This window comes from Crocosphaera sp. Alani8 (genome assembly GCF_038442745.1).
Lineage (GTDB): Bacteria > Cyanobacteriota > Cyanobacteriia > Cyanobacteriales > Microcystaceae > Crocosphaera.
Genome location: NZ_JARVCN010000379.1, coordinates 1 through 25,325, shown reverse-complemented (window position 1 = coordinate 25,325; position 25,325 = coordinate 1). Strand labels below are relative to the sequence as shown.

Here is a 25,325-nt window from a genome sequence, read left to right as displayed (position 1 = left end):
TCCCCAGTCGCTTTCACCGAATTCCGGTCGATGCGACATTTTTGCGTCGCTCCCCCTCTATCTTTAGAAGAAGTAGCTAGACGAATTTCATGTGACCGCAGAACACTGAATCGTCATTTTCCAGATTTATGTCGTCAAATCTCTTCTCGTTATTTAAGTTTTCGACAAACATCTTTCCAAAATACGATTAAGCATTGTTGTAATGAGGTTGAGGAGGCTGTAATCATTCTCTACCAACAAGGAATTTATCCCACTGAAGTCCTTGTTTCTCAGTCAATTTCTCGTCCTGGTTATCTTAGGTACAAAAGAGTCAGAAAAGCCTTTCAAGAAGCTAGGGAGCGTTTATATGGTTCTCGATTATAATTGAAGGGAAGCACATTATTTCCGAAGTTAATTGGAAGTATATTGTTTCAGTCACCGAAATAATATACTTCCAATGATATTCTAAAAGGCTTATCCTCACTTACTATGGAGAGTAGCGGACTTGAACCGCTGACATCCTGCTTGCAAAGCAGGCGCTCTACCAACTGAGCTAACCCCCCAAATGGGTTCTTTTCTGCTTTTTTGCACTTAAGTTGTAAGCACTCTTACAATTATACACAGAAATATCTAAAATAAGCAAGGGATTCAAATAATTTTTCCTCTTTAGACTCATAGACCAACAGACTTGACAACTATGACTTACACTATTGCTAGTTTCTACAAGTTTTTTCCGTTTCCTGATTGTACTGACAAACAACCCTTACTCTTTGAGTGTTGCCACAATTATCATATTAAAGGAACTATCTTATTGTCCCTCGAAGGAATTAACGGAACTATCGCTGGAAGTTCTGATAATATTCAAGCAATTATTAACTATTTGGTTGCAGACAAACGTTTAGCTGACTTAGATGTTAAATATTCTACTGCTTTTAAAATTCCTTTTGAGAAGATAAAAATACGTCTAAAACAAGAAATTGTGACCCTTGGAAAACCAGACATTAACCCTAATAAGCAGGTGGGAACTTATGTTACTCCTGAAGAATGGAATGACTTAATTAACGATGAAGAGACTATTGTTATTGACACCAGAAATAGTTATGAAGTTGATATCGGTACCTTTAAAGGTGCCATTAATCCTAAAACTCAGTCTTTCCGAGAATTTCCTGATTATGTTAAAGAAAATTTAGATCCCCAAAAACACAAAAAAATAGCGATGTTTTGTACTGGAGGAATACGATGTGAAAAAGCAACTTCTTTATTATTAAACCAGGGATTTGATGAAGTGTATCATCTTAAAGGTGGCATTTTAAAATATTTAGAAAAAATTCCTAAAAAAGAAAGTTTATGGGAGGGAGAATGTTTTGTTTTTGATGAAAGAGTTGCAGTTAAGGATCAACTAGAAACAGGTAGCTATCAAATGTGTTTAGGATGCGGTTATCCTGTATCAGAAATGGATAAAGTGTCTGAAAAATATGAAGAGGGAGTATCTTGTCCTCATTGTTACGATAGTCTAACTCCTAAAAAAATTACCAAACAAAGAGAAAAACAAAGACAACTACGGCAAAAAAACTATCATAAATATGACTGAATCTCGATCTGGTTATACTTTACCTGTGTTTGCTTGTGCATCGGCGATCGCAGCCTTAAGACATTTACAAAATAAAAACAACAATGAGACAGTTTCTCTCAATTTAATAGAATCGAACGAAACGGTAACTATCCCTATTCAACAAGTGGCAAAAGTCAATAAAAATACTGCTTTAGCTATTACTTTAAGTGCTCCAGGGGATAATCTAGATTTAACTAGAAACACTCCAATCTGGGCAACTGTAAAACTTACAGAGAATTACAAAAAAAATGAGGCTCAACAAATTATCATTAAAGGAGGAGAAGGAGTAGGAAAGCAAATTAATTATAATAATCAAGATGCTATTTATTCTTACGCAGATAAATTATTAAGAGCTAATTTAAGTCCGTATTTACAACCAATAGAAAAAATATTAGTAACCATTATTTTACCCGAAGGAAAAAGGTTGGCAAAACGAACATCAAATGAAGCATTTGGAGTCATCGAAGGACTCTCTTTATTAGGAACTTCTGGTATATCGCAACCACTAAGTTCCCCACATCAGTTAAAAAATTATCAACAAGAGTTAAAAGAAAAAGCCAAACAATTCAATAGTTTAGTATTTTGTATAGGAGAAAATGGTTTAGATTTAGCCCAAAAAATAGGATTAAATACTCAACAATTAATTAAAACTGCTAACTGGTTAGGTCCGTTATTGGTAACGGCAGCAATGGAAAAAGTAGAGTCTATATTGTTGTTTGGTTATCATGGAAAATTAATAAAATTGGCAGGAGGTATTTTTCATACTCATAATCATTTAGCCGATGGAAGAATTGAAATATTAATTACTCACAGTGCAAAAGTTGGTTTAAAGACTGAAATTTTGCAGCAACTTCTAGACTGTAAGACTGCAGAAAATGGATTACAGCTTTTGAAAAGAATAGATAGAGAAACCAACCATAACTGGACAGATGAGGTGTACACGTCTTTAGTGAAAACCATTGATAAAAAAACTGAACAGTATATTAGAAAATATGTTGATTTTGATGTTAATATAGGCTCGATAGTTTTTAGCCGAGAGCGCAGTATTATTGCCGCTAGTGAAAATGGAAAATTACTGAAAAAGAAATTAACAACATAATGATAAAACCCTTTTTCCGCAAGCGTATTTTCTAAAAATCCAAAACTATTATCAGGAGTAGAAAAAAATTTTCTTATGATTACAAATTAACTATTTTTTATGTTTCTTGTATAATTAAACGATAAGCTTAATCTCCGTATTCAGAGTTCGGTGTTTGGAATTAAGTTTTTCTTGAAAAGATGATCGCTGTTTGAGACTCCTTAACTCGAGATATTTTCGATAAATTTTCTTTCAGTGAGTAAAGTTGGGTTAGAGGAGTAAAAACGAAACCCAACAAATACATCTAATTTTTATTTTTGATGTGATAACTCTTTAATTAACGAGATAAGATTTCAACAACTTTTTTTTGTAGATCAGAATCTTTTTCGACAATTTTGGCAATTTCATTAAACCGTGAAATTTTTAGACCAGCTTCCTCGACAGCGACTCGTTTTTTCTGGCGATCTTCTTCATTGAGATTTCTCACAGCTTCTAGAGCTTTGTTAAATTGAACTTGTTGCTCCTCAGAGAGATTTCTTTCACTTTCTTCCTGTTTTCCAATTTCCATAAACTCTTCAGGAGACATTCCATTGGATTGAACTGCCTCGATCATTTTTAACCGAGTTTCGTCATCGATCACCCGTAACTCAGAGATCGCCTTAGCAAATTTTTCTAACTCTGGTTGAGAAATTGCCTGAGCGATGACTGTTCCAGAAGAAGAGGGAGTCATAGTCTCTTCTGCTTGAGTAGAAGGAGGAACCAACCCTAAACCACTAATACAGATTACTGCACCAAGGCATCCTTTCAATAATAATTGTTGAAACATCTTGTTATTTTCAAAATAAATTACACTTAGCCATCAGTCTCAATAGATAATTAATCTAGAGTAAATGGTCTTTAGCATCTTAGCAATTATTGGGAGAAACGGATCAAAATGAGTTTAGTGTTAGGAGTTCGGAGTTCTGAGTTGAGTCTTTTGTTAGGAGATAATAGGTGTCTGAGGGTACTGATTTTGGCAAGTCCTGTATAAATCTTTTTATATCGAACTCAAGTCATACTTCTACTGCTATAAAAAATAATTAAAAAAATCCTGACCGATATTATTTCAGTCAGGATATAAAGTATAAATGTCAACGGAAAGCTTTAAGCAAGGGCGGCCTGACGCTCTTTTGCCTCTTTTATGACATCTTCTGCTACATTACCGGGACAAGGAGCATAATGAGAGAACTCCATAGAAAATTGACCGCGACCCGATGTCATGGTTCGTAAATCACCGATATAACCAAACATCTCGCTTAAAGGAACATCTGCCTTAATACGCGCACCCATGGGGGTGGAATTTTGAGACTTGATCATGCCACGACGACGGTTAATATCCCCAATCACATCCCCCATATAATCTTCAGGGGTGAATATGTCCACATTCATGATGGGTTCTAGTATTTGAGGACTGGCCTTGGGGATAGATTGACGGTATCCAGCTTTAGCGGCGATTTCAAAAGCGATCGCAGAGGAGTCAACTGGGTGAAAAGCCCCATCAGTCAAGGTCACTTTGAGGTCAACACAGGGATAACCAGCTAAAACACCCCTGTCTATGCTGCTTTGAAAACCTTTTTGAACAGCAGGCCAAAATTCTCTAGGAACGTTACCTCCAGTTACCTTAGACTCGAACTGGAAGCCAGTACCGGGTTCTCCAGGTTCGATGATGTAGTCAATCTTACCAAATTGACCAGAACCACCAGACTGTTTCTTGTGGGTATAGCTGTCGTTGATAGTTTTGGTAATAGACTCCCGATAAGCAACTTGAGGTTTACCTACTTCAACTTCCACACCATGAGTCCTTTTGAGAATATCTACCTTAATATCCAGGTGTAATTCTCCCATCCCCTTAATGATGGTTTCACCGCTTTCTTGGTCTGTTTCCATGTAGAAAGAGGGGTCTTCTTGCACCATTTTGCTGAGGGCCATGGACATTTTTTCGTTGTCCCCTTTCTTCTTAGGTGTCACAGAAACAGAAATAACTGGATCGGGGAACACCATTGGTTCTAGGGTAGCAGGGGCAGTTGGATCGCAAAGGGTATGTCCAGTTTGTACAGTTTTCATGCCCACAATGGCCACAATATCACCTGCTTGGGCAGTTTCTATTTCTTCACGGGAATCGGCGTGCATTTCCACCAAACGGGAGATACGTTCTTTTTTGCCAGTAGCGTTGTTAAGCACCGTATCCCCTTTAGAGATAGTTCCAGAGTAGATACGGGTAAAAGTTAAGGCTCCAAAGCGATCGTCCATAATCTTAAAAGCCAGGGCCCGTAAGGGTTTTTCGGGGTCAACATAGGCAAAAGCCCCTTCGATTTTATTCCCTTCTTCGTCCATTTCTGGTTGAGGAGGAACCTCTTTAGGGTTGGGGAGGTAGTCGATTACTGCATCTAGTACCAACTGGACCCCTTTATTTTTGAAAGAAGAGCCACAGTAGGTGGGGAAAAAGGCCAGTTCACGGGTTCCTTTGCGAATACAAGCTTTAATCTCATCGATGGTTAATTCTTCCCCTTCGAGATATTTTTCCATTATTTCGTCGTCTTGTTCCACCGCCAGTTCAATTAATATTTCCCGATATTCGGCCACTTGGTCTTTCATATCTTCGGGGACTTCTTCTATGGTGTAGTTCATCGGTTCACCAGAATCGTCCCAGATCCAAGCTTTTTCTGTCAGCAGATCAACCACACCCTTGAAGTCATTTTCGATGCCGATGGGAAGTACCATGACTAAGGGTTTAGCGACTAAAATTTCTTCAACCTGTTTGACCACGCTGAAAAAGTCTGCCCCAGTTCTGTCTAACTTATTTACGTAGATGATACGAGCTACCTTAGAATCGTTAGCATAACGCCAGTTGGTTTCGGATTGAGGTTCTACCCCACCTGAACCGCAAAAGACCCCAATCCCACCGTCTAGAACTTTCAGGGAACGATATACCTCAATGGTAAAGTCAACGTGACCAGGGGTATCAATGATATTGAGTTGATGGTCTTTCCAGAAGCAACTGGTGGCTGCGGACTGAATGGTAATACCTCGTTCCTGTTCTTGTTCCATGAAGTCGGTGGTAGCTGCACCTTCATGTACCTCACCGATTTTGTGAATTTTCCCTGTTAATTTGAGGATTCGTTCGGTTGTGGTGGTTTTTCCAGCATCTACGTGAGCAAAGATACCGATGTTTCTATATAGGGTAAGGTCTTTTTTCATATCTACTTTTAGCTTTAGGTTTGATAGATGGTCAGCATGAACTGAAAGGGTGAACCTACAGAGGAATGGGCGTTGCTTTCGATAGCTTAGTTGAGGTATGCTAAACCACTCGAAATACGGATTTTGAGGTATTGGCTATCTTACGCAATCTCTACACAAGTCTATTTTCGCCTTTTTCATTACCGATTGTAATCTTAGTGTAAAGTTTTTTTGCATCAATTACCACCAGTTAAGGGAAGACTTTGTTTTGCTTTAACTGGTAGTTAGTTATTTTTAACCTTTAGATGGTGTATGTTTTAGGGAGTTTGGGAATTAGATGAGGTTGCTTGAGCTTCCTCAGCGAAAGGCACATCCACAAAACCTAATTCATACAATTGTTGATAAGACTTCTTCCCTAACTCTGTGGTGGGGTTTTGTGAACGGATAATCTGAACTAACAAGGGAACTGCTAATTCTGGCTGATCTTGGGCCCGATGGACTAAAGCTAACTGATAGGTGGCAGCGTCTCTCATTTGCCCTGTTTTTAGTGCGCTGTCTCTTTGGGAATCATAAACTTCGGTATCGATACCAGAGAAGCTATTGGCTAGTTGGAGATAAAAGTTAGATAATTGGTTAAACACTTTACGAGCCTGTTGTAGCTTGGTAGCGGCTAAGTCATAGTTTTCCTGATTAATAGCTTCACTAGCTTCGTTCATTAAATTTTCACCCCCCTGCAAACTCAAAAGGCTATCCCCTTGGGTCAGAGGACGGAGATTGCTAGGATCGGAAGGGTCATCTGTTGGGACTTCTGTGTCTTCTGAGAGGCTTTCTTGAGCTAAAATCTGAGCAGATACAGATTCTGAGGCACCGAACCCTAGGATGCAGGAAACAGCAATCATACTAGGTAAACTAAGGCAGAAAAAATGGGATTTTAACATGGTATAACAAAATAAAACGATAAAGATAAAAGGATGGTTTGTGGAATCTGTGAGATATCTTAACATTTGTGGGAAACATCGGTGCTTTGGTTTGCACTTCAAAAATCATTTGTCAACCCAGAATTAATAATTAGTGAATTGCAGTAGTAAAGTAGGGTGGGTTAGATGGTGAAAATCTGACTGGTTAAGGAGAAAATAATAATACTTTTTAACCTATCATGCTCCCAAAAACAGGGAAGATTACCTTATTTTTTTTGTTGTCTTTGTTCCATATTGGCGATCGCAACTTTTCTAACTAATCGATTGCCGTCATTAGCTAAATGTTTCAGGGTATTATCAGGGGTGTTAGGGTTTTGGGCGATCGCTAATCTTTCTAACCAACAAGTTGAACGGAAGTTTTTAGCAAGAAGTTTGACATCAGCATGGGGGGTGAAAAAGACAGCTAATAGCAGTTTTCATTTGCATAGATTAAACAGTTTGTAGCTTTGAGGCAGGAGGCAGGAGGCAGGAGGAGAAGTTAGATTCTTAGATTCGCCACTCAATTGAAAATCGCTATAAACGTTTAATATTGGGTTTGGTTAGCTTTATTCATGTCTCATCTTCAAACTTATAGCCAACGCCAACAACTGTTTTAATAAAGGTAGGGTTAGTTGTGTTAGGTTCAATTTTCTTGCGTAACCTTCTCACATGGGTATCCACAACTCTTTCGTCTCCAAAAAAGTCATTTCCCCATAATTTATCGATCAGTTGCGTGCGACTCCATACTCTTCCTGGATGACTTATAAACGTAGATAATAAGTTAAATTCTAAAGTTGTTAACTCTAAAGGTTCTTCCATCTTTTCGTCTATTTTTTTGATAGCTGAATGTTTATCTAAATCAACTAAAAAATGAGGAGTTTCGTAAACATTATTTTGGGATTGGCTATGTCTTAAACTACGTCTTAGTAAGGCACGAACTCTAGCTACTAATTCTATGGGACTAAAGGGTTTAACTAAGTAATCATCTGCACCTGTGGATAAACCAATCACTCGATCTATTTCTTCTCCTTTTGCCGTTAACATTAGAATATAAGGGTCTTTTGCCGTTAGTTTCTGACGAATACGAGTACAAACTTCTAAGCCATCCAATTTAGGTAACATTAAATCTAAAACAATCAGATCTGGTTCTTGGGTTTGAAATAAATCTAAAGCAGTCAAACCATCATAGGCTACCATACAATCAAAAGACTCTCTTTCTAGAGTGGTTTGGATGATTTTGGCAATTTCCATTTCGTCTTCAACAATTAAAATTTTCATTCAATTTTTGTGTTACTTTTATCAGACAAATGTTGAAACAGAACGTCAACGGGCGCAATCTGAAACAGAACGGGCTGATCGCTTAGCTGCCACATTAAAAGAATTTGGGGTTTATCTCGATGAAGGTTAGAGAGAGGCATCGTAATTTAATGCCTCGAGAAATCCCTAACAAGAATTTTTAGCGTTTTAGCTTATAGAGTATTGCACCCAAGGGAGGAACCGTAATTTCTAGGGCATAAGGCCAAGGTGCATCGTTCCAATGACGAGCTTGAATAACGCTAGGGTTAGAAACGCCACTACCCCAATAAACTTGGGAGTCAGAGTTAATTAATTCCACATACTCTCCTGGTTGATGCACCCCAACCCAATAGTATTCGTAAACGTAGGGCTTAAAGTTGCACACAGCAACAATGGTATCTCCGGAGGCGGGATCTTTGCGGACAAAAGAAATTAAGCCTCTGGGTGCATCGTTAGCCTCAATCCACTCGAACCCATCAAAGCTAAAATCTTCCATGTATAAAGCTGGTTCACGTACATACATTTTATTGAGGTCTTGTACCAGGCGTTTTAGACCTTTGTGGGGTTCGTATTGTAACAAATACCAGTCAAGATCGAGAAATTCTTGCCATTCAGAGGTTTGGCCAAACTCCATACCCATAAATAGGGTTTTCTTACCCGGATGAGCAAACATATAAGTTAATAACGTGCGAACATTGGCCATTTTTTGCCACTCGTCCCCAGGCATTTTGTTAACCAAATGTCCCTTGAGGTGAACCACCTCATCGTGGGATAAAGCCAACATAAACTTCTCATCAAAAGCGTACCAAATACTAAAGGTGAGCTTGTTATGACAGTTAGAACGATGGTTAGGATGTTCTTTGAGATATTTAAGGGTATCGTTCATCCAACCCATATTCCATTTAAAAGTAAACCCAAGTCCTCCTTCGCTGGCTGGTTTAGAGACATTTCCCCAAGCAGTAGAATCTTCAGCAATGGTTACCACACCAGGATAATTATGGACGATAGTGTTATTTAGATGTTGTAAAAAACTGATAGCTTCTAAATGACCATTATCACCGTACTGGTTAGGAATCCAGTCACCCTCTCGGCCTTTGTCTAATTCGATCATGTAGGCTACAGCATCCACCCGAATACCGTCGATATGGTATTTGTCGAACCAAAATAAGGCACTAGCAATGAGGAAATTTCTCACTTCATTGCGACCATAATCAAAGACCAAAGTCCCCCAAGTTTTAATTTCTCCCTTACGAGAATCTGCGTATTCGTAGAGGGGGCCACCATCAAAATAAGCTAATCCATGCTCATCCTTGGGAAAGTGTCCAGGAACCCAGTCCAAGATAACCCCAATGCCTTCTTGGTGGCATTGATCTACAAAATACATAAAATCTTGAGGAGGGCCATAACGAGAGGTAGGGGCATAAAAACCAACCACTTGATAACCCCAAGATCCATCAAAAGGATATTCGGTCACAGGGAGTAACTCAATATGGGTATAACCCATGTCTTTAACATAGGGGATGAGTTGTTCTGCGAGTTCTCGATAGTTGAGGTAGCGCGCCCCTGGTTTTTGTTCTACAGCGAGAGTGGTTCCTTCCTTGGGAGGGTTATCAATACTGGTGTGTAACCAAGATCCTAAATGAACCTCATAAACAGACATGGGTTGCTTTTCTGGGTTAGTCCGTTCTCGTTTGTCTATCCACTCTTGATCGTTCCAGGTATAGGTAGAAAGATCCGCTACGATGGATGCGGTGGCCGGGCGGATTTCTTGTTGATAACCGTAGGGATCGGTCTTATAAACACAATAGTGATGGTGATTTTTTACCGAATATTTATAAAGATGCCCCACTTCGAGGTTAGGAATAAATAATTCCCATATTCCCACCTCAGTCCTCTTCATTTTGTTTGCTTCGGAGTTCCAGTTATTGAAGTCCCCCACCACGGCGACTTCATGGGCGTTTGGGGCCCAGGTAGCAAAATAAACCCCTGAAACTCCCTCGATCTCAACAAGGTGAGCTCCCATCTTCTCATAAATACGGTGGTGATCCCCTTGCCCAAATAAATAATAGTCAAATTCTCCTAGAAGGCGGTTCTGTGAAGTTGCGTTGTCGTTCATCGGCTAGTTGGTGACAGTATTATTTTTATTTTATATTTAACCATTGTTCTGATACTTATCGTCTTTTGCCAACCAGACACAACAGGTTATGGAAGTGGGATCAATCGGTTTACCATCAGTTCAGAGAGAGGTGACATGGTATCATGGGTGAGAATTCAGACTCAAACTCTTATATTCTATTCATTACTTATATCTAAGACTTCTAACATCGATATGTTAAACATTTGCTTTGTCTCTACGGAAGTTGCGCCGTATTCTAAAACCGGTGGTTTAGGGGATGTGACAGAAGGATTACCGGAAGAATTGGCAAAAATGGGTCATACAGTGTGTACCGTTGCACCACGCTTTGACCAGTACAAAGATGCTTGGGACACAGAAATCCTTGAACAAGTCAGGTACGGTAAAAAAGCGACGAAAGTTCGCTATTTCCACAACTACAAAAAAGGAGTAGATCGTATTTGGGTTGACCATCATGTTTATTTATCTAAGACATCGTTAGTCAACAAGAAGTTATACGGTCCCAAGGATGCGATTGATTACATCGATAACTCAGAACGTTTTGCTATGCTTGCTCAAGCGGCTTTGGCTGTACCGTTGCTTGTACCTTTGGGTCCCGATGGCATTAATGGCACTATGGGGGAAAACACTATTTTTGTGTGCAACGATTGGCACACGGCACTTCTTCCTTTGTATCTAAAAGAATACTACCAATCCCACGGTATCTTTTTGAATGCCAAAACGGTTATGTTACTCCACAACATCGCTTTTCAAGGCCGTTTCCCTGTGTCAAAATTTGATGTTTTAAACTTGCCACAAAAGTATTTCCCAGATTTATTGTTTACAACCCAGTTTGCTCCTCCTCCGTTGGACGAAAAGACCACCGAACCCATCACCACTCCTGAACCAATAGAGATGCTCAACTGGCTCAAGGCGGGCTTTTTAAACTGTGACAAGGCTGTGACGGTTTCCCCCAACTTTGCCAGGGAAGTCACTTCTAATCCTGCCGGTGGAGTGGAACTTGATGACATTGCTAAGACTGTGGGTTTAACGGGTATTACCAACGGAACCAAGGTGGAAAGTTGGAACCCTAAAACAGACAAGTACATACCGGCTAACTACGATGCCGAGACTATGGATAGTGGTAAAAAAATATGTAAGTTAGCTTTGCAGGAAGAGTGTGGCTTAGAAGTAGATCCGGATATTCCTATTTTTGGTTTTATTGGTCGTTTAGAAAACCAAAAAGGACCCGATGTCATCGTAGCGGCTATGGCTAAGTTGGCAGAACTAGACTGCCAAGTGGTTATTTTAGGCACCGGAGCGCCAAAATTAGAAGCAGAATTAGAATCCCTTGGGGATACTTATCTTTTTGCTAAAGGGGTAGCTAGATTCGATCCTGAGTTAGCCCGTTTAATCACAGCCGGGGCTGACTACTGCTTGATGCCTTCTCGCTTTGAACCTTGCGGTTTAAACCAACTGTACGCCATGATGTATGGTACGATTCCGGTGGTTGCGCCCGTAGGTGGATTGGTTGACACTGTACTCCCTCAATTTGGTTTTTTGATGGACAAGATACCTATGCCGGACAAGCCTGGAGTAAAAGTTTCTGGGGAAATGCTAGAAAGAGGTGTGGAGGCCATGATTGTGGGCATGAAAAAGGCGTTGCAAGAGTACGGCACTCCCAAATTTGAACAAATGCGTCTTGCATGTATGGCCAACGACGTATCTTGGAAAAAACCAGCTACTCAATACGTTGATGTGTTTGAAAGATTAATGAGTTCCGGTATTTAATTCAAACATAGACCAAAAAGCGAAAAACCCTACCGTACAACACGGGTAGGGTCTTCTAATACTATCGCAATCACTTATCAGTTGTGAAAATTTAAGTCTGAGGGAACAGTAAACAGTAAACACTGATAAGTGATAACTGATAACTGATAGAGGATTAACTCTCTTTCAAAGATAAACTAACTAATCCTAAACAGAGTAAAGCATTGACCCCTAAAAAGATTTGAGAGGTTAACCCTTGACTCAATAACCAAAGTTCAGGAGAGGTAAAAGTTGTCACGGTTAAAAATCCTGCCATTCCTAGGGTTGTCCCCGCAGCGAACCATTTTGCCTCGTTATTACCCAATAGTAATGCCATCAAACAAAAAGGAATGAGAACACTGGCAAAAATAGGATTAATATCAACACTCCCCTGAATAGCGTTTCCCCATTCTCCCAAAGGACTACTAAATAATCTTAAAGGCCATTGGGGAACATCGAAAATTTCGACTAATTTTAACAAGAAAAAACCAGAACTTCCTAATACTGTTCCCAGATGAAAAAGGTCGGTGAAACGGATAGATTTGCTAAATAATGCGCTGAAAACATAAGCCAGTGCTAACATTAACAGTTTTAAGAATAAATCGTGATCAAAGCGCAGGGGAAATTGTCCTTTTCTGGCTAATTTTACGGCGGCTTCTGCGTCTAATTGACCGGAACCATAGTAGTTGAATTTATCGTTTTCGACTTCTGTGGCAGACTCCTCTAAAATTTTACGAATTTTATCAGCATCAGTAACTCCGGCTGAACGAATCAAAGCTGCAACCCCTGCGACGTGGGGGGAGGCCATACTGGTTCCCATAAATTCTGCCATTTTTGGTTGTCCGGTGCTGGGATCTATTGTTTCTTGAAGAATTTTTTGATCTTTTCCTCCTCCTGGGGCAGAAATATCAACACCAACCCCATAATTGGAATAAAAGGCTTTCTCTTTCTTTGCATTCAAAGCGGAAACGCTAATTACCTTATCATAACGGGAAGGATAAGAGGCAGAACTTAAGCCACTATTACCAGCAGCTGCCACGATAACCACACCTTTTTCGTGAGCATAATTGATAGCGTCTTCCATCATTTTACTGGCACCGCCACCTCCTAAACTCATATTAATAATGTCGGCTTTATTATCAGCAGCAAAACGAATGGCCTCAGCGATATCTGAAATGGTACCAAACCCGGCCGCCGATAATACTTTTAAGGGCATTATTTTTGCTTTATAAGCTACCCCGGCAACTCCATATCTATTATTAGTTGATTGGGCAACGGTTCCAGCCACATGAGTGCCGTGGCCATGATCATCGGAAGCATCTTTTTTATTGTTAACAAAGTCATATCCTTCGACAAATTCTGTTTTTTGTAAGTCTGGAACACGACTAACTCCGGTGTCAATGACGGCAACTGTTACCCCTTTACCTTTGACCTGTTGCCATGCACCCTCGATGTTAATATTTTGTAGGTTCCATTGTTCTTTGTATCTACTGTCGTTAACCGCTTCTAGGGTGTGGTATTGATAGTTAGCTTCGATATAATCTGTTAATCCCCTTAGTTCTGATTGTTGGATTTTTTTGAGAAAATCTTTATTTCCTTTGATAATGTAAATTCTTTCTCCTTGGGAAAATTCACTATTAAAATGAATCTCTTGATTGTATTGTTTACTAAGTCTTGCGATAGTATTTTCAACTTCTGTGATGGGAATATCCTGTTTAAAGTTGAGGACAATAGAATCAAACTTCCCTTTATTTGCTAATCCTTGAAAGTTACAGACTGCCCAGGAAATGCCTAGAAAAAACAAGGCTAGTATTCCGATACGTTTTAAGAATTTCATGTTTTTATCTAAGTATTGAATTTGTTGATTAAATTGACTAAGATGATATAGCTTTTCGCGAACTCATGAGGTTCACCTAACTCCTGCCTCAAAGGGATAAATTCTGTACCTCACAAGTGTGGTAAATGCTATAGGCATCATAGTTAGAAAATAAGTAAAGTTAGAAGTTTCTTCGGAATAAAAACGAAACATACAGGAGATGTTGTAACTAATTTTTATATCTCTACAACTAACAAAACTAATAACGAATTTCAATTTCCTAACTAATTATTTTATCTCAGCATCAAGTTTAATGTCTTTCTAAATCATAAATTACCTTTTCCCAGTACCATTTTTCAGGATAACCAGGGTTCTTTCGTTTTTGTAGCTCAATCAATCTTTGTGCTAAGTCTTTGTCTCCTTTAACTAACATGAAAAGATGTTTTTTAAGACCGACACTTACATAGTCTTTGCTCTGAAAATTAGAAAAGTTAGTTTCAGGAGAACTAGAGTAAGTATCCTCTCCTATGTCGATTAATTCTTTTACAGTTTTTTCGGCATTTGTAGATAACTGGCGTAAATTTTGTTGAGTGTTTTCAACAATAGATGAAGTTGCTCCTAAAAAAAAGTAAAATGTTTTTTCTGTTAGGTCTTCTAAATCTCGTTTCAAATCGTTTGAATGATTCATGGTTTATCCTAAATTGGCTCGCACAAAGGGACACTTTGCCCTGTTTTACTCCAAGATATTAATGATCATTTAGTAGCGTCAATTGCAAAAAATACGGACACACATCTAAAAATACACTGACAGTATAAGTAAAGACTCTTATCTTTACCGAGCCTTTTTGAAGTCGGTTTACTGTTGCCTTGAAATACTGAATTATGTATAGCTTTTTAAAAACTCATGAGGTAGACTTAACTGCTGCCTCAAAGGGATAACCTATGTACCTCACAAGTGAGAGAACTGCTGTATATAAATGTATTATTTAATCAGAAAAAATAGTTGTTTCTAACTCTTGTAAAGCTACTTGTAAATCATCATTAATTATACGTTTATCGAATTCTTCGCTAACTTTTAGTTCTTCTTTTGCCCGCTCTAAACGGTTTAAAATAGCAGTTTCTGAGTCAGTTTTGCGACTTCTTAAACGATGTTCTAATTCTTCGAGAGACGGGGGAAGGATAAAAATTCTCAAAGCATCAGGAAAGCTATTTTTTATGGTAGTTGCCCCAATTACTTCTATTTCTAGTAGTACATTTAGTCCAAGCTTGATTTTTTCTTCAACCTTGGCAATAGGGGTTCCGTAGTAGTTGTCTGCATATTCTGCCCATTCTAACAACTGATTCTGCTTAATCATGGTTTCAAAGGCGGGTTTACTCAAAAAATAGTAATCTATTCCTTCTACTTCTCCCTCGCGAGGGGAACGGGTGGTTGCAGACACAGACAAATACAATTCGGGATGACGCGCTAACAGGGCGCGCACTAATGTACCTTTTCCTACACCGCTCGGACCGGTCAGGACTACTAGCTTTCCTGATGCCATAAGTTAACTCAAAAGGCTAATTATGGTTAGCAACGGGTTCTTTATTGACCACGAAGCGATGAGCTACTGTTTCTGGTTGTATTGCCGATAGCACCACATGACTGGAGTCAGTGATGATGACAGCGCGAGTACGACGGCCGTATGTGGCATCGATCAGTTGTCCTCTTTCGCGTGCATCGGTGATAATACGCTTAATGGGGGCAGATTCTGGGCTAACGATAGCAATGACTCGATTAGCAGAAACAATATTGCCAAACCCAATATTGATAAGCTGTATATTTTCCATAATGATTACCGATTATATTTTGTGAGAAGTATTTGATAGGATACCCTTTCCATGATATCGATTAAAATTGGGATTAACAACGTTAAAAGCTATGTATGCTGATTATTTTTTAATTTTTTTCACTTTTACCCTATGTTTACCCTCTCATAAATCAATTCATTTTGATTTAATCGAGATACTAACTTTCTATGCTACCTAAAAAATTCTCAATTGACTTCCATCAATTGGGCTATTTTCTCAGATAGAGCTTTTGGACTAAACTGGTTTAGGGATTTTTGTCGCAACCATGATCCTTGACATCGTTTGTCTTTGCCTTGTAATATCTCTATGCACCCTTGCCCCACCGCATCAGGGTCACGATGAGGAACACGCCAACCGAGTTCTCCATCTTGTAGGGGATCTGCTGAACCGTCGGCATCTCCTGATAACACAGGAACGCCACAGGCCATGGCTTCTAGGTAAACGATACCAAATCCTTCCTGGGAAGGCATAATATAGGCATCGGCCATGCGGTAATGATTTACTAGGTCTTCGGTGGGAACAAACCCTGCAAAAATTATGCGATCGCTGATTCCTAAGTCTTTGGTTAATTGTTCTAAACGGGGTCGATCATCTCCTCTTCCAATAACGACATATTTAACGTTAGGAAAAGACTGTAAAATTTTAGGTAAGGCACGTATGGTCACATCTACTCCTTTATAGATGTCTCCAGACCATAATCTAGCAACGGTCATCAATACTTTTGCATCTTGTAGGTTATGTTTTTCTATCAGTTCGATAGGTTTTTCTCCTGGGGTGAATTGTTCACCATCCACAATGCAAGGCACAATTTCTACTTTATTAAGATTAATATCATTTGCTTGACATAAACAGTCACGACTATAACGGCTAATAGTCCAGATAGAGTCGGCATTTTTTAGGGCGTTTTGTTGCGCTTTGGGTAATGTTTTCCAGACTTCTTTTCCGTAGGTTAAAACGGTGTAAGGAATGCCTAATGGTTGACAGAAAAATTGAATTAATGGGGCTAAGTTTATGTGTCCACAAAATACTCTTTGGGGACGTTTTTGGATTAAATGATTTAGTAATTTGATAGCTAGTTTTAATCGTCCTTTCCAGGGAGGAAGGGTTTTGAGATAATGATAATTAATTAATTCACTGGTTAAAGGGTTATTGCAGTCGGGTGCATCTCTTAATAAAAAGATGTCAGTTTTTGGTGCATTATCAGAGTTTTCTATCAAAGATAGATAAGCTTTAAGGACATCTTTCACATAAGCTTGTATTCCCCCTTCTTGGGAAAATATTTCTAAGAAAACAAAGGTATAATTAGACATTTAATAATAGCATTAATTTTTACTCTTTTCAAAGATATCACATTTAGACCTTATGGTGGGTTAGGTGGTTAAACTAATTGATCATTTAACCATTCACCGTAATCTGCGATAACAAACTAATTATTATTACAATAAACAATTTTAAGTTTTTAAATCGGAAAAAGAGAAAGAAATTAAAATAAATTCTCTTTGTTTAATTTTCAAGACATTGTTCCAAAATTTATTCGGTTTCATTATTGTAAGCGTCTTTGAGTCCTTATTCTCCTAAAATTTCGTATTCTTTAACTTTTTGTAGCATTAAACTGCCATCTGCTTCTACTGTATAAGAATAAAATTCATCATCTTTCAGATCAAATATTTGTTTAATTTGTTTAAATTTAGCTATTTTCATTGTAATAAAGATTACGAACTATGTTGATTTTTGGATTGACAAATAACTATTATATCTTAGTTTTTTTGAAAATCAGTATTTTCTGAGTCTTGAGTTTTCTCAACAAAGTCAATTTCTCTTCTTACCCATTGCCAAATTAATGCTTGTTGTTCGGGGGTAAATTGACAATCATCTAATTCATCTTGTACTTTATCGATGTATTGAGATTCATATCGAGCAAGAAATGTATAGAGAATATGATTAAAAACATTAGGTTTTTTTTCTACATCAAAGAAATGCTCTAATTGAGAGGTAATAGAATTAATATCCAATTCTATACAAATCATCGTTAGTAAAGAAAATCCTAAAATTAAATCAAAATATAAATCTTTATCATTACCAAAATGATAAGAACTAAAAAATATGTCTACTGTAGAAAATATCACTTTTATGTCTTTACAAATAGGTTTAGAACTATCTATGATTATTTCTGTCAAAGGTGTTAGAATTACTAGAATTTCTTCGCTCTCTTCTTTTGAAGATAGATTTAATATTCTACTAATTAGCCCATATGCTAAACTACGATAAAAAATGAAAAAAAGTCTGCAATCATAGTCTTGAAATAAACTCTCAAATCCATGACATTCAATGAAATAATCAACTGAAATCAATTCATGTTTAAGATATTCATAACTATTAGGTAACATCTTATTTTTGAGTAAATCTAGAATGCTTATTTTACAATTTGAATTTATCTCAAAAATAATTGAGGGAAATAAACTTCTCTTATATATGTTTAAAATTTCTAAGGCTAAAATCTTGTTATAATCATCACTGTTGCTAATATAATCTATTAAAACTAATTTACTTTTATCGATAATACAGGAAATATTTTCTTGATCTGATTCATTCAGACTATCTAATAATTTTTCAGGTTGGATATATTGATCTTCGTGAGAGTTTTCTAGACACCCCCAAGTAATACAATAAATAATCAATAGTCGCTTGAGTAATCTTTTTATAGCGTTTCTCACACTCATGAGGTACACCCAATATTTAGGTTATAACTCCTGACTCCTGTGCGATAGCGCCGGAACGGAGTGAGGAACTCCTGACTCCTGACTCCTGACTCCTAAAACTAGAAAAATTTGTACCTCACAAGTAGGGGAACTGCTATATTATTTACTTTTTCAGGATAATATTAAAATTGGGGAAGTCACAGAACCATAGAATAATCGAGTAATTATAACTTAATCATTCCATTGCCCCGTAACTTCCCCAAAACCTTATCGGTTAGTTATAAACGTTAAAAATTAACGCCGAGGAACCTTCGCTAAATAATCAAGGTTTCCTGTGGAAACTCTAGGAGTTGTCTGTCCTCGCGCGCTAGCAATACTACGAGCAGCCGCTAAATAGTTTACAGGATCGCCAGCTTTGGGTTTTTTGTCTTGGGGAATAAAACGACGGACTTGGTTTTGCCATACAATTTGAGGGAAACCCAAAACGCCACGATAGTAGCTATCGTAACGGGGAGATTTGATGTTAAAAGGTAATTCCCCTTGATCCCGTCCAGGAAGATTCCGACGACGTTGATATGGTACAGTATCATCACCGAAGTTTTCTAGATATTCGTCGCTATTAAGTAAATCATCGATGAAACCGCCGTATCCCTTGGTACCAACGACGATAGACCAAGCGATTTTCTCATCTTCGCTGTAAACATCTCGTCCTAATACCCGTTGAACACATTGCTCAACATAACGATAGTTACTATTTTTCTCGTAGAAGCTAGTAACAAAGGTATCAGAAAGGAGTAACCCACGGATAAATTCCCTGACGGTGATTTGTCCGTTACGAAGCTGAGACTCTAGAAAACGCTCGCGATCGCTCTTAAACGCGTGGAAAAAGATTTGACGATAGGCCGCTTCGATTAAAACGTCCATGTCTGCAGGAGAGAGAATGTTCTCTGTGGAAAAGATCTTTGGTTGATCGTCTCCCGGTACCACATAGCCTTCAACCCGCGCATTTTGGGTTTTAGGCGTGTAATTTAAAAGAGGAATAGTCAAGAAAAAGGCCTCCGTTATTTCACAAAGTCTTAAAAACTGTAATCCTAATCATAAGGGAGTTTGGGACGTTAAGCCGTTAAATGTTAACAATTGTTACAAGAAATATGAAAAGGACACCTCATGGAAAAACTGATCACTAATCACTGGTAACTGATAATTTACCATCCCGTAATGGAGTAACCCATATTCAGGGGGGAAATGTTGTTTGTTTCTTCGTTTGACTCAGACTCATCCTCTCGACGCATTTCGGCGCAAAAAGTAGCGGTATTAAACCCTCCAAACCTCTGCACGGTGCTGGTTCTTAACCTTAAATTCGGGTTGGCAAACCAAAACCGCTCGATGGTACTCATGGTTTCATATTCGGTGATTAGTACCAGTGCATCGTCGTTATCGATGTAATAACGGCCTGCGATGGGAACAATCTCAGCATAGCCTCTCTCTCTGAGTAAAATCCCTTCTCTGGGGTTATCTTTTTCGGGGACTAGAGCAAAAACTGTGGTTCCGCTATGGTTTTCGTCTTCTTTATCCCAGGCCATAGAGCCATCCCAACTGACAAAAGCCCCACCAACGGCTGAAGCAGGGTCAACGTCGTGCATTTGGCAAATTTCGACAATTTTGGGGTTATCGGACTCTAAGGCTTCCACATAAATCTCAGAGTCGCCGATCTCGGCACGTCTGAAGGCTAGGTGGTGGGTAGTGCGTTGCGATCGCCATTTCCCGGAACTCTTCTGAAAAAATTTGAGTGCATCCATGTTTTGATTACTCCTAATCATTAAATATTTTTGAAGTTTCTTCTTCTAACTCTTGGGTCAACACTAAAGGTTGGCACTGTTTTATATTTATGATAATCCCTTCGGCTCCTTCTTCTTGCAAATCTTCCACATAACCCCCATAGTGTCCGTAGGCTTCGGCAAAATTATCAAACGGACCAAAATAATAGATACAATGGGGACGAGTTGTGGTGAGTTCCACCCACCAGGGTAAAGTCTCTTCCTGGATGGAGAAATCGTCTAAGGCACCAATAGGGACGATTTTGATGATTTTCCCCCCTAAACGGCTGATGCGTTGCATTTCTTGGCTCATCCGTTTGTAGGGTACTTTCAGGTAAAATTTTCCCCGACGCTGAAATAAACTCTCAATATGATTGAGTTTACCAATTTTGGGGTCAATGGCTATTTCATATAAAAAGATACGACTATATTTATCATTATTTGTGGCCATAAGAGTTCAAATAGGAGGATAGATAAAGACTAATTTTTGTTGGCCAACTTAGTTGCTTTTTGTCAATTTTCGTGAAAAAGTCATCTTGATTACAATTGAATGTTTTTCTTTAGCCTATCACAATCAGGGAAATTACTTAAGAAAATTGAAAAGCTAAGGGTTAAACATTTATTGCTCATAAATCTTGAGACTTAGGTATAAAAACTCATGAGACTTTCTGCTAGTTTTATGGGTAATTATATAGTTGAATGAATGACGATCAATTTCTTATATGTGTGATTATTCAATAGAGAATTTTAACTAATTTCCTGTGGTGATTTCTTCCATTCTTTTTTCTATTTTATTAGATGTTTCTGCTAAGTTCAAACGTTCATAATTAGCTTTGGCTAAAGATAACCATTCTAGGGCTTTTTCTGAATCTCCTTCTCCCCAATGAGTTTCCCCTAAACCGACTTGAATAAGAGCTTGTTTTTCGATTTCATTAGTTTGATTCTTAATTAATTCCCAAGCTTTTTCATACCTATCCTTAGCCCAACTATTTAAAGAGGTTTCTTGATATAATTCTCCTAAAGTTCGATAAACTTCGGCTCCCACTGTTTCTTGTTGAATTAATTTTTCTAAAACTTCAATTGCTTCTGCTTTCAAGTTTTCTCCTTGATAAAAATAGGCAATTGCTAATCCTTTCATTTCTGGAGTTAATTCTTTATTGTCTAAATCTTGGACAGTTTTCTCGATTTCTTCAACTTTTTCTTCTGGTAAAACAGAAAAACTTATCCCATCCGAGAAACTGCGATCGTTCTGAGACGATTTGTTCTTATCTGTTTTAATAATTAATGTATATTTAGCGTTGGTTTGTAACGGTTTTTCTCCTGAATAAACAATGGAATTTTTATCGGTTTGAGTTTTCCAATTAATCCCCGGTCCAATTAGTTTAACTTCATAAAAATCTGTTTCAGCAACAGCATTCCATATTAAAGTTGGACGGTTAGTTAATAAAGCGGTTCTCCTGGGACTAATGATATAAGGAATAGTGGGATCTGTTGATTTGGGATGTCTTGTTTCAGGAATTGTAAAACCTCCTTCTCTGGTTTCTGGTCTAGAAATACAAACATCTTTGACTGCAATTTCTGGTTCAGTAATCAAGGGGGAAAGCTTATGACCAAAACAAAGAATTCTAGCTTTTTGAGGTTGAGAAACTCGTAACAGATCTTGATGATTTAACTTAATAGGAGCTTGAGTTTTTTGGAAAATATTACTACCAAAACGTTTTAACTCCACTTGTCCAGAGAACAGAAAATGAAAAGCAGGAAAATTCAGTCCTTGCACTGGTAAAACCATTGCTAAACTAAATCCAATTATCCCTAATGTTATTATTCTCTTTTTCATTGTTTTTCCTTGAGTTGTTGTAATTTTTGTTTCGCTTGTTCTATCCATTGTTGTTCTTCAGGTGTGTTTAAATCTTGACTAGAATTACTACATTTTTCTAACATTTCTTTAGCAACAATAATTCCATCTGTTTTCTCTTGAACCTGAGCTAGTAAACAGGGAGCAGCCGCTCTTTTTTGTGATGCTTCTAATTGCATTTGGTTCTCAAAATCTATAGCTTTTTCTAAGTTTTCTTTTGCCTGTTCATAGTTACCTTGTTTTAGGTTAACCCATCCCAAGTTTTTATACAAAGAATAATGGATATTCTTGTTTCCGTCAAGCGGTGGATTATTTATTAAAAAACCAATTCCTTTTTGGAGTAAACTAGCTGCAACGGGATATTTTTTGGGATCTTCTGAGAGAATATATAAACGAGCTAAATTGTTACTAGCGGCAGAAGATCCCCCCTGAACTGCTAAATTATATTGTATTTCAGCTTGGTCCTTTTGTTGCAAATCTTCATACAAAACCCCTAAGCTATAGTGTGCTTGTGGATAATCTGGATAAAGACTTAATGCTCGTTTATATTTGGCTTCTGCATTGTCTAATTTTTGGTTTTGGTAGTCATAAAGTCCTTGATAATAATAGTGGTTAGCAATTTGAGGTAAAATTTGATAGGTTAGAAAAAAAAGTATTAGAATAATTCCTCCAATAAATACTTTAAATTCTTGTCTAAAATATTCTGGAATTCCCCTTTTATTAAGAATCCTATTCATGATAGATTGTCCAAAATCGGTCAAAATTCCACCGCTAAGTAAAGCTAAAAAGCTATTGACAATGAGGGTAAATGAACCTACCCATCCTAACCCCGAACTGCTGCCTAAAAAGCGAGACAAAATATCTAAAAAGAGACTTAAATTAAGAGCTAATAAAAATAATGCTCCCAAATTCCATAAAATATCGAAACGATCCCACCAATGAGCAGGAACATTAGAAAACCACCACCAATGATTATTATTGGGTTGATAAATATCTCGCCAATTTTCCCACTCTCTAAGTAGGCTACTTCTCTGGGAAGAATTGGAGTTTTTAGGTAAAGTTTTTAGTAAAGTTTTAAATTTTCTATCTAGTCCCCTAACTCGATTCATTTCCTTTGTGGTGGGTGATTGCTCAGTTAAATTTTGTTGTAAGAGATCCCGAACTAATAAAATATCTAAAATTACTTGAGAAGGGAGTTGACCTAAACTTCTTTGTTTGACTTTTTCCAACAAATCAGCCAATTGAATTAAAAGTTTTTTATAACGAGAAATAGTTTCATTTGTATTAACATCTAACTGTTCTAAATACCACCACCAGTTATTTTTTGATGGAGAAAAACTGCTTCTTAACTCAGATAGATCATAATTTATGATAATGGCTTTAGATTGTTTTTTTAAGCGATAATCTAATTCAATTAGTTGTTTTTGTTGCTCAATTGTTATGGATGAATCTTTTTCTAGAATTTCTTGAATTTTATCCCTCGCATTAAGAATTTCGAGAACTTCATCTAAAGAGAGCAAACTTGTCCCCTGACTTAAGCTATCTAATGCTTTGCCATAATTAGTGATCTGTTCTGATAATTGGGGGTTTATCATTTAAAATCAGGGTTTGGGGTCAATTAGAGGTAAGCATTCAGCCGTCAGCTTTCAGCATTCGTTTTATATTCTAAAGTATTTTAATTGGGGTAAGTATTCATTGATAAGCATTTAGCCGTCAGCATTCAGCATTCGTTTTATACTCTAAAGTATTTTAATTGGAGTGAGTATTCATTGATAAGCATTTAGCCCATAGCTGACCAATTAAATTTTAAAATCACTATTACGCTTGACTATAACCTTTCTCGGACTCATAAGGGACACCTAACTCCTGCCTCCTGCCTCCTGACTCCTGACTCCTGACTCCTGACTCCTGACTCCTAAAACTAGAAAAATTTGTACCTCACAAGTATCAGAACTGCTATATATATTTACAAATTAAGCTAAAATAAGGAAAATTTTTTAACACTTGCTACTGTTGTTCATATTTTCTTTAGATTCCCTAACTAATTTTAATTCCAAACTGATAAAAACCCATAGATAAAATGTCAGCTTTTCCCTTCATCCTCGTTCTGCTCAGTCTTCCTCTTTTTACCGTTCCTCCAGCTAATAGTCAAACCCTCTATATTGCTTCAGAAGAATTATCTAAAGAGAAGGATAACCACTCATCTACTCATCTTAAGAATACAAATCAACTTTTCCATCCATATTATTCTGCTAAGGAACCAGGTGAGCAAGGTACTTTACCCCAAACTCGGCAAGGAACCCTTGATAAAAATAGCGAAGTTATGGAGGATGGGACTTATTTTACTATCGAAACTTTTGAGGGAAAAGCCCAAGAAATTATTACCATTGAGCTAAATAGCGAACAGTTTGACAGTTATTTAATATTAGTTTCTCCTGATGATAAAAAAATAGCAGAAAATAATGATGGAGGCAGAGGAAATAATGCAAAAATTACTGTCACTTTACCCATGACGGGAACCTACACTATTATCGTTAATACATTTGAAAAAGAAACAAAAGGGAACTATACCTTAAGCTTACGAGAAGGTACAAAACAAGAATTAGCATTAGCTCAAGCTGAAGAACTTAACCAGCAAGCAATACAATTATACCAGGAAGGAAAATATCAAGAAGCTGTCCCCCTGGCAGAACAAGCTTTAGAAATTAGAAAAAATATTTTAGGAACAGAACACATTGATATTTCTATCAGCCTCAATAATCTAGCATTACTTTATCGTGCAATGGGGAGGTATGAACAAGCTCTCCCCCTCTACCAAGATGCCTTGGCTATGGACAAAAAACTCCTGGGTGATTCTCACCCAAGTGTCGCTACCAGCCTCAATAATCTGGCAGGACTTTATCGTGCAATGGGGAGGTATGAACAAGCTCTCCCCCTCTACCAAGAGGCCTTGGCTATGTTGAAACAACTCCTGGGTGATTCTCACCCTAATGTCGCTACCAGCCTCAATAATCTGGCAGGACTTTATCGTGCAATGGGGAGGTATGAACAAGCTCTCCCCCTTTACCAAGATGCCTTGGCTATGAGGAAAAAACTCCTGGGTGATTCTCATCCAAGTGTCGCTACCAGCCTCAATAATCTGGCAGGACTTTATCGTGCAATGGGGAGGTATGAACAAGCTGGCGTGGGGACACGAATACCTGAAAGCCTTACCAGATGACGAAAAGAGGC

At 37.9% G+C, this 25,325-nt stretch carries 22 protein-coding genes, 1 tRNA gene and 2 pseudogenes; 7 read left to right on the top strand and 18 right to left on the bottom strand.

Features of this window, described 5'->3' with window-relative positions:
• Positions 1 to 363, top strand: a 363-nt coding sequence (locus P9B04_RS19135) for a hypothetical protein (RefSeq protein ID WP_342056566.1), incomplete at its 5' end; no start/stop codon positions are given.
• Positions 364 to 469: 106 nt separating this feature from the next.
• On the opposite strand, the gene P9B04_RS19130 is transcribed toward P9B04_RS19135, so the two are convergent.
• Positions 470 to 542: transfer RNA gene (locus P9B04_RS19130), tRNA-Ala, on the bottom strand.
• 134 nt (positions 543 to 676) lie between these two features.
• Between P9B04_RS19130 and trhO the strand changes: the two genes are divergently transcribed.
• The gene (trhO, locus tag P9B04_RS19125; RefSeq protein WP_342056565.1) at positions 677 to 1,570 is read left to right on the top strand and encodes an oxygen-dependent tRNA uridine(34) hydroxylase TrhO; all 894 of its coding nucleotides are present in this window, start codon (positions 677 to 679) and stop codon (positions 1,568 to 1,570) included.
• Positions 1,563 to 2,690: a cobalt-precorrin-5B (C(1))-methyltransferase CbiD gene (cbiD, locus tag P9B04_RS19120; RefSeq protein ID WP_342056564.1), complete on the top strand. Its 1,128-nt coding sequence runs from the start codon at positions 1,563 to 1,565 to the stop codon at positions 2,688 to 2,690. Before trhO ends, cbiD begins: the two co-directional genes overlap by 8 nt.
• 316 nt (positions 2,691 to 3,006) lie before the next feature.
• Here cbiD and P9B04_RS19115 read toward each other — a convergent pair whose 3' ends face one another.
• The 4 genes from P9B04_RS19115 to P9B04_RS19100 all read right to left on the bottom strand — a co-directional run bounded on the left by P9B04_RS19115 (position 3,007) and on the right by P9B04_RS19100 (position 8,119).
• A complete protein-coding gene (locus P9B04_RS19115; protein WP_342056563.1) occupies positions 3,007 to 3,495 on the bottom strand; it encodes a DUF4168 domain-containing protein in 489 nt (162 codons plus the stop codon).
• Positions 3,496 to 3,812: 317 nt separating this feature from the next.
• Positions 3,813 to 5,906 carry an elongation factor G gene (gene fusA / locus P9B04_RS19110; protein WP_342056562.1) on the bottom strand — a complete coding sequence of 698 codons (2,094 nt, stop codon included), beginning with the start codon at positions 5,904 to 5,906 and terminating at the stop codon, positions 3,813 to 3,815.
• Between the two features lie 296 nt (positions 5,907 to 6,202).
• Positions 6,203 to 6,784, bottom strand: a complete 582-nt coding sequence (locus P9B04_RS19105; protein ID WP_446718020.1) for a hypothetical protein — start codon at positions 6,782 to 6,784, stop codon at positions 6,203 to 6,205.
• Positions 6,785 to 7,411: 627 nt separating this feature from the next.
• On the bottom strand, positions 7,412 to 8,119 hold the full coding sequence (locus P9B04_RS19100; protein ID WP_342056561.1) for a response regulator transcription factor: 708 nt from the start codon (positions 8,117 to 8,119) through the stop codon (positions 7,412 to 7,414).
• A 7-nt stretch (positions 8,120 to 8,126) separates the two neighbouring features.
• Here P9B04_RS19100 and P9B04_RS19095 point away from each other — a divergent pair, with 7 nt between their 5' ends.
• The gene (locus P9B04_RS19095; protein WP_342056560.1) at positions 8,127 to 8,249 is read left to right on the top strand and encodes a hypothetical protein; all 123 of its coding nucleotides are present in this window, start codon (positions 8,127 to 8,129) and stop codon (positions 8,247 to 8,249) included.
• 48 nt (positions 8,250 to 8,297) lie between these two features.
• Here P9B04_RS19095 and glgB read toward each other — a convergent pair whose 3' ends face one another.
• A complete protein-coding gene (glgB, locus tag P9B04_RS19090; protein ID WP_342056559.1) occupies positions 8,298 to 10,253 on the bottom strand; it encodes a 1,4-alpha-glucan branching protein GlgB in 1,956 nt (651 codons plus the stop codon).
• A gap of 213 nt (positions 10,254 to 10,466) precedes the next feature.
• Here glgB and P9B04_RS19085 point away from each other — a divergent pair, with 213 nt between their 5' ends.
• Positions 10,467 to 12,041: a glycogen/starch synthase gene (locus tag P9B04_RS19085; protein ID WP_342056558.1), complete on the top strand. Its 1,575-nt coding sequence runs from the start codon at positions 10,467 to 10,469 to the stop codon at positions 12,039 to 12,041.
• Between the two features lie 154 nt (positions 12,042 to 12,195).
• Here P9B04_RS19085 and P9B04_RS19080 read toward each other — a convergent pair whose 3' ends face one another.
• The 12 genes from P9B04_RS19080 to P9B04_RS19025 all read right to left on the bottom strand — a co-directional run bounded on the left by P9B04_RS19080 (position 12,196) and on the right by P9B04_RS19025 (position 23,689).
• Complete coding sequence (locus P9B04_RS19080) at positions 12,196 to 13,896, bottom strand: S8 family serine peptidase (RefSeq protein WP_342056557.1); 1,701 nt, start codon at positions 13,894 to 13,896, stop codon at positions 12,196 to 12,198.
• A 289-nt stretch (positions 13,897 to 14,185) separates the two neighbouring features.
• Positions 14,186 to 14,563, bottom strand: a complete 378-nt coding sequence (locus P9B04_RS19075; RefSeq protein WP_342056556.1) for a hypothetical protein — start codon at positions 14,561 to 14,563, stop codon at positions 14,186 to 14,188.
• Between the two features lie 298 nt (positions 14,564 to 14,861).
• Positions 14,862 to 15,416: a guanylate kinase gene (gmk, locus tag P9B04_RS19070; protein ID WP_342056555.1), complete on the bottom strand. Its 555-nt coding sequence runs from the start codon at positions 15,414 to 15,416 to the stop codon at positions 14,862 to 14,864.
• 16 nt (positions 15,417 to 15,432) lie between these two features.
• On the bottom strand, positions 15,433 to 15,702 hold the full coding sequence (gene remA, locus P9B04_RS19065; protein ID WP_342056554.1) for an extracellular matrix/biofilm regulator RemA: 270 nt from the start codon (positions 15,700 to 15,702) through the stop codon (positions 15,433 to 15,435).
• A 206-nt stretch (positions 15,703 to 15,908) separates the two neighbouring features.
• The gene (locus tag P9B04_RS19060) at positions 15,909 to 17,033 is read right to left on the bottom strand and encodes a glycosyltransferase family 4 protein (RefSeq protein ID WP_342056553.1); all 1,125 of its coding nucleotides are present in this window, start codon (positions 17,031 to 17,033) and stop codon (positions 15,909 to 15,911) included.
• 256 nt (positions 17,034 to 17,289) lie between these two features.
• Positions 17,290 to 17,424, bottom strand: a complete 135-nt coding sequence (locus P9B04_RS19055) for a hypothetical protein (protein WP_342056552.1) — start codon at positions 17,422 to 17,424, stop codon at positions 17,290 to 17,292.
• 56 nt (positions 17,425 to 17,480) lie between these two features.
• A complete protein-coding gene (locus tag P9B04_RS19050) occupies positions 17,481 to 18,443 on the bottom strand; it encodes a hypothetical protein (RefSeq protein WP_342056551.1) in 963 nt (320 codons plus the stop codon).
• A gap of 273 nt (positions 18,444 to 18,716) precedes the next feature.
• Complete coding sequence (locus tag P9B04_RS19045) at positions 18,717 to 19,469, bottom strand: phycobilisome rod-core linker polypeptide (protein ID WP_342056550.1); 753 nt, start codon at positions 19,467 to 19,469, stop codon at positions 18,717 to 18,719.
• A 158-nt stretch (positions 19,470 to 19,627) separates the two neighbouring features.
• Positions 19,628 to 20,221 (bottom strand): phycobiliprotein lyase, encoded by a 594-nt coding sequence (locus P9B04_RS19040; RefSeq protein ID WP_342056549.1) that lies wholly within the window; start codon positions 20,219 to 20,221, stop codon positions 19,628 to 19,630.
• A gap of 13 nt (positions 20,222 to 20,234) precedes the next feature.
• Positions 20,235 to 20,690 (bottom strand): DUF1816 domain-containing protein, encoded by a 456-nt coding sequence (locus P9B04_RS19035; RefSeq protein WP_342056548.1) that lies wholly within the window; start codon positions 20,688 to 20,690, stop codon positions 20,235 to 20,237.
• Positions 20,691 to 20,990: 300 nt separating this feature from the next.
• Complete coding sequence (locus P9B04_RS19030) at positions 20,991 to 22,124, bottom strand: tetratricopeptide repeat protein (protein WP_342056547.1); 1,134 nt, start codon at positions 22,122 to 22,124, stop codon at positions 20,991 to 20,993.
• Positions 22,073 to 23,689, bottom strand: coding sequence for a tetratricopeptide repeat protein (locus tag P9B04_RS19025; RefSeq protein ID WP_342056546.1), 1,617 nt, complete (start codon positions 23,687 to 23,689; stop codon positions 22,073 to 22,075). Before P9B04_RS19025 ends, P9B04_RS19030 begins: the two co-directional genes overlap by 52 nt.
• 485 nt (positions 23,690 to 24,174) lie before the next feature.
• Between P9B04_RS19025 and P9B04_RS25230 the strand changes: the two are divergent.
• Together P9B04_RS25230 and P9B04_RS25225 are read left to right on the top strand one after the other, a co-directional pair.
• Positions 24,175 to 24,621: pseudogene (locus P9B04_RS25230) on the top strand (PPC domain-containing protein); the annotation flags it as partial.
• A 90-nt stretch (positions 24,622 to 24,711) separates the two neighbouring features.
• Positions 24,712 to 25,275 (top strand): annotated as a pseudogene (locus tag P9B04_RS25225) (tetratricopeptide repeat protein); the annotation flags it as partial.
• Between the last annotated feature and the right edge of the window lie 50 nt (positions 25,276 to 25,325).

What these genes read in the sequence shown, in the direction of transcription:
- trhO (WP_342056565.1), top strand. Translation starts at nt 677, where the DNA reads ATGACTTACACTATTGCTAGTTTCTACAAGTTTTTTCCGTTTCCTGAT.
- cbiD (WP_342056564.1), top strand. Translation starts at nt 1,563, where the DNA reads ATGACTGAATCTCGATCTGGTTATACTTTACCTGTGTTTGCTTGTGCA.
- P9B04_RS19115 (WP_342056563.1), bottom strand. Translation starts at nt 3,495, where the DNA reads ATGTTTCAACAATTATTATTGAAAGGATGCCTTGGTGCAGTAATCTGT.
- fusA (WP_342056562.1), bottom strand. Translation starts at nt 5,906, where the DNA reads ATGAAAAAAGACCTTACCCTATATAGAAACATCGGTATCTTTGCTCAC.
- P9B04_RS19105 (WP_446718020.1), bottom strand. Translation starts at nt 6,784, where the DNA reads ATGATTGCTGTTTCCTGCATCCTAGGGTTCGGTGCCTCAGAATCTGTA.
- P9B04_RS19100 (WP_342056561.1), bottom strand. Translation starts at nt 8,119, where the DNA reads ATGAAAATTTTAATTGTTGAAGACGAAATGGAAATTGCCAAAATCATC.
- glgB (WP_342056559.1), bottom strand. Translation starts at nt 10,253, where the DNA reads ATGAACGACAACGCAACTTCACAGAACCGCCTTCTAGGAGAATTTGAC.
- P9B04_RS19085 (WP_342056558.1), top strand. Translation starts at nt 10,467, where the DNA reads ATGTTAAACATTTGCTTTGTCTCTACGGAAGTTGCGCCGTATTCTAAA.
- P9B04_RS19080 (WP_342056557.1), bottom strand. Translation starts at nt 13,896, where the DNA reads ATGAAATTCTTAAAACGTATCGGAATACTAGCCTTGTTTTTTCTAGGC.
- P9B04_RS19075 (WP_342056556.1), bottom strand. Translation starts at nt 14,563, where the DNA reads ATGAATCATTCAAACGATTTGAAACGAGATTTAGAAGACCTAACAGAA.
- gmk (WP_342056555.1), bottom strand. Translation starts at nt 15,416, where the DNA reads ATGGCATCAGGAAAGCTAGTAGTCCTGACCGGTCCGAGCGGTGTAGGA.
- remA (WP_342056554.1), bottom strand. Translation starts at nt 15,702, where the DNA reads ATGGAAAATATACAGCTTATCAATATTGGGTTTGGCAATATTGTTTCT.
- P9B04_RS19060 (WP_342056553.1), bottom strand. Translation starts at nt 17,033, where the DNA reads ATGTCTAATTATACCTTTGTTTTCTTAGAAATATTTTCCCAAGAAGGG.
- P9B04_RS19055 (WP_342056552.1), bottom strand. Translation starts at nt 17,424, where the DNA reads ATGAAAATAGCTAAATTTAAACAAATTAAACAAATATTTGATCTGAAA.
- P9B04_RS19050 (WP_342056551.1), bottom strand. Translation starts at nt 18,443, where the DNA reads ATGAGTGTGAGAAACGCTATAAAAAGATTACTCAAGCGACTATTGATT.
- P9B04_RS19040 (WP_342056549.1), bottom strand. Translation starts at nt 20,221, where the DNA reads ATGGATGCACTCAAATTTTTTCAGAAGAGTTCCGGGAAATGGCGATCG.
- P9B04_RS19035 (WP_342056548.1), bottom strand. Translation starts at nt 20,690, where the DNA reads ATGGCCACAAATAATGATAAATATAGTCGTATCTTTTTATATGAAATA.
- P9B04_RS19030 (WP_342056547.1), bottom strand. Translation starts at nt 22,124, where the DNA reads ATGGATAGAACAAGCGAAACAAAAATTACAACAACTCAAGGAAAAACA.
- P9B04_RS19025 (WP_342056546.1), bottom strand. Translation starts at nt 23,689, where the DNA reads ATGATAAACCCCCAATTATCAGAACAGATCACTAATTATGGCAAAGCA.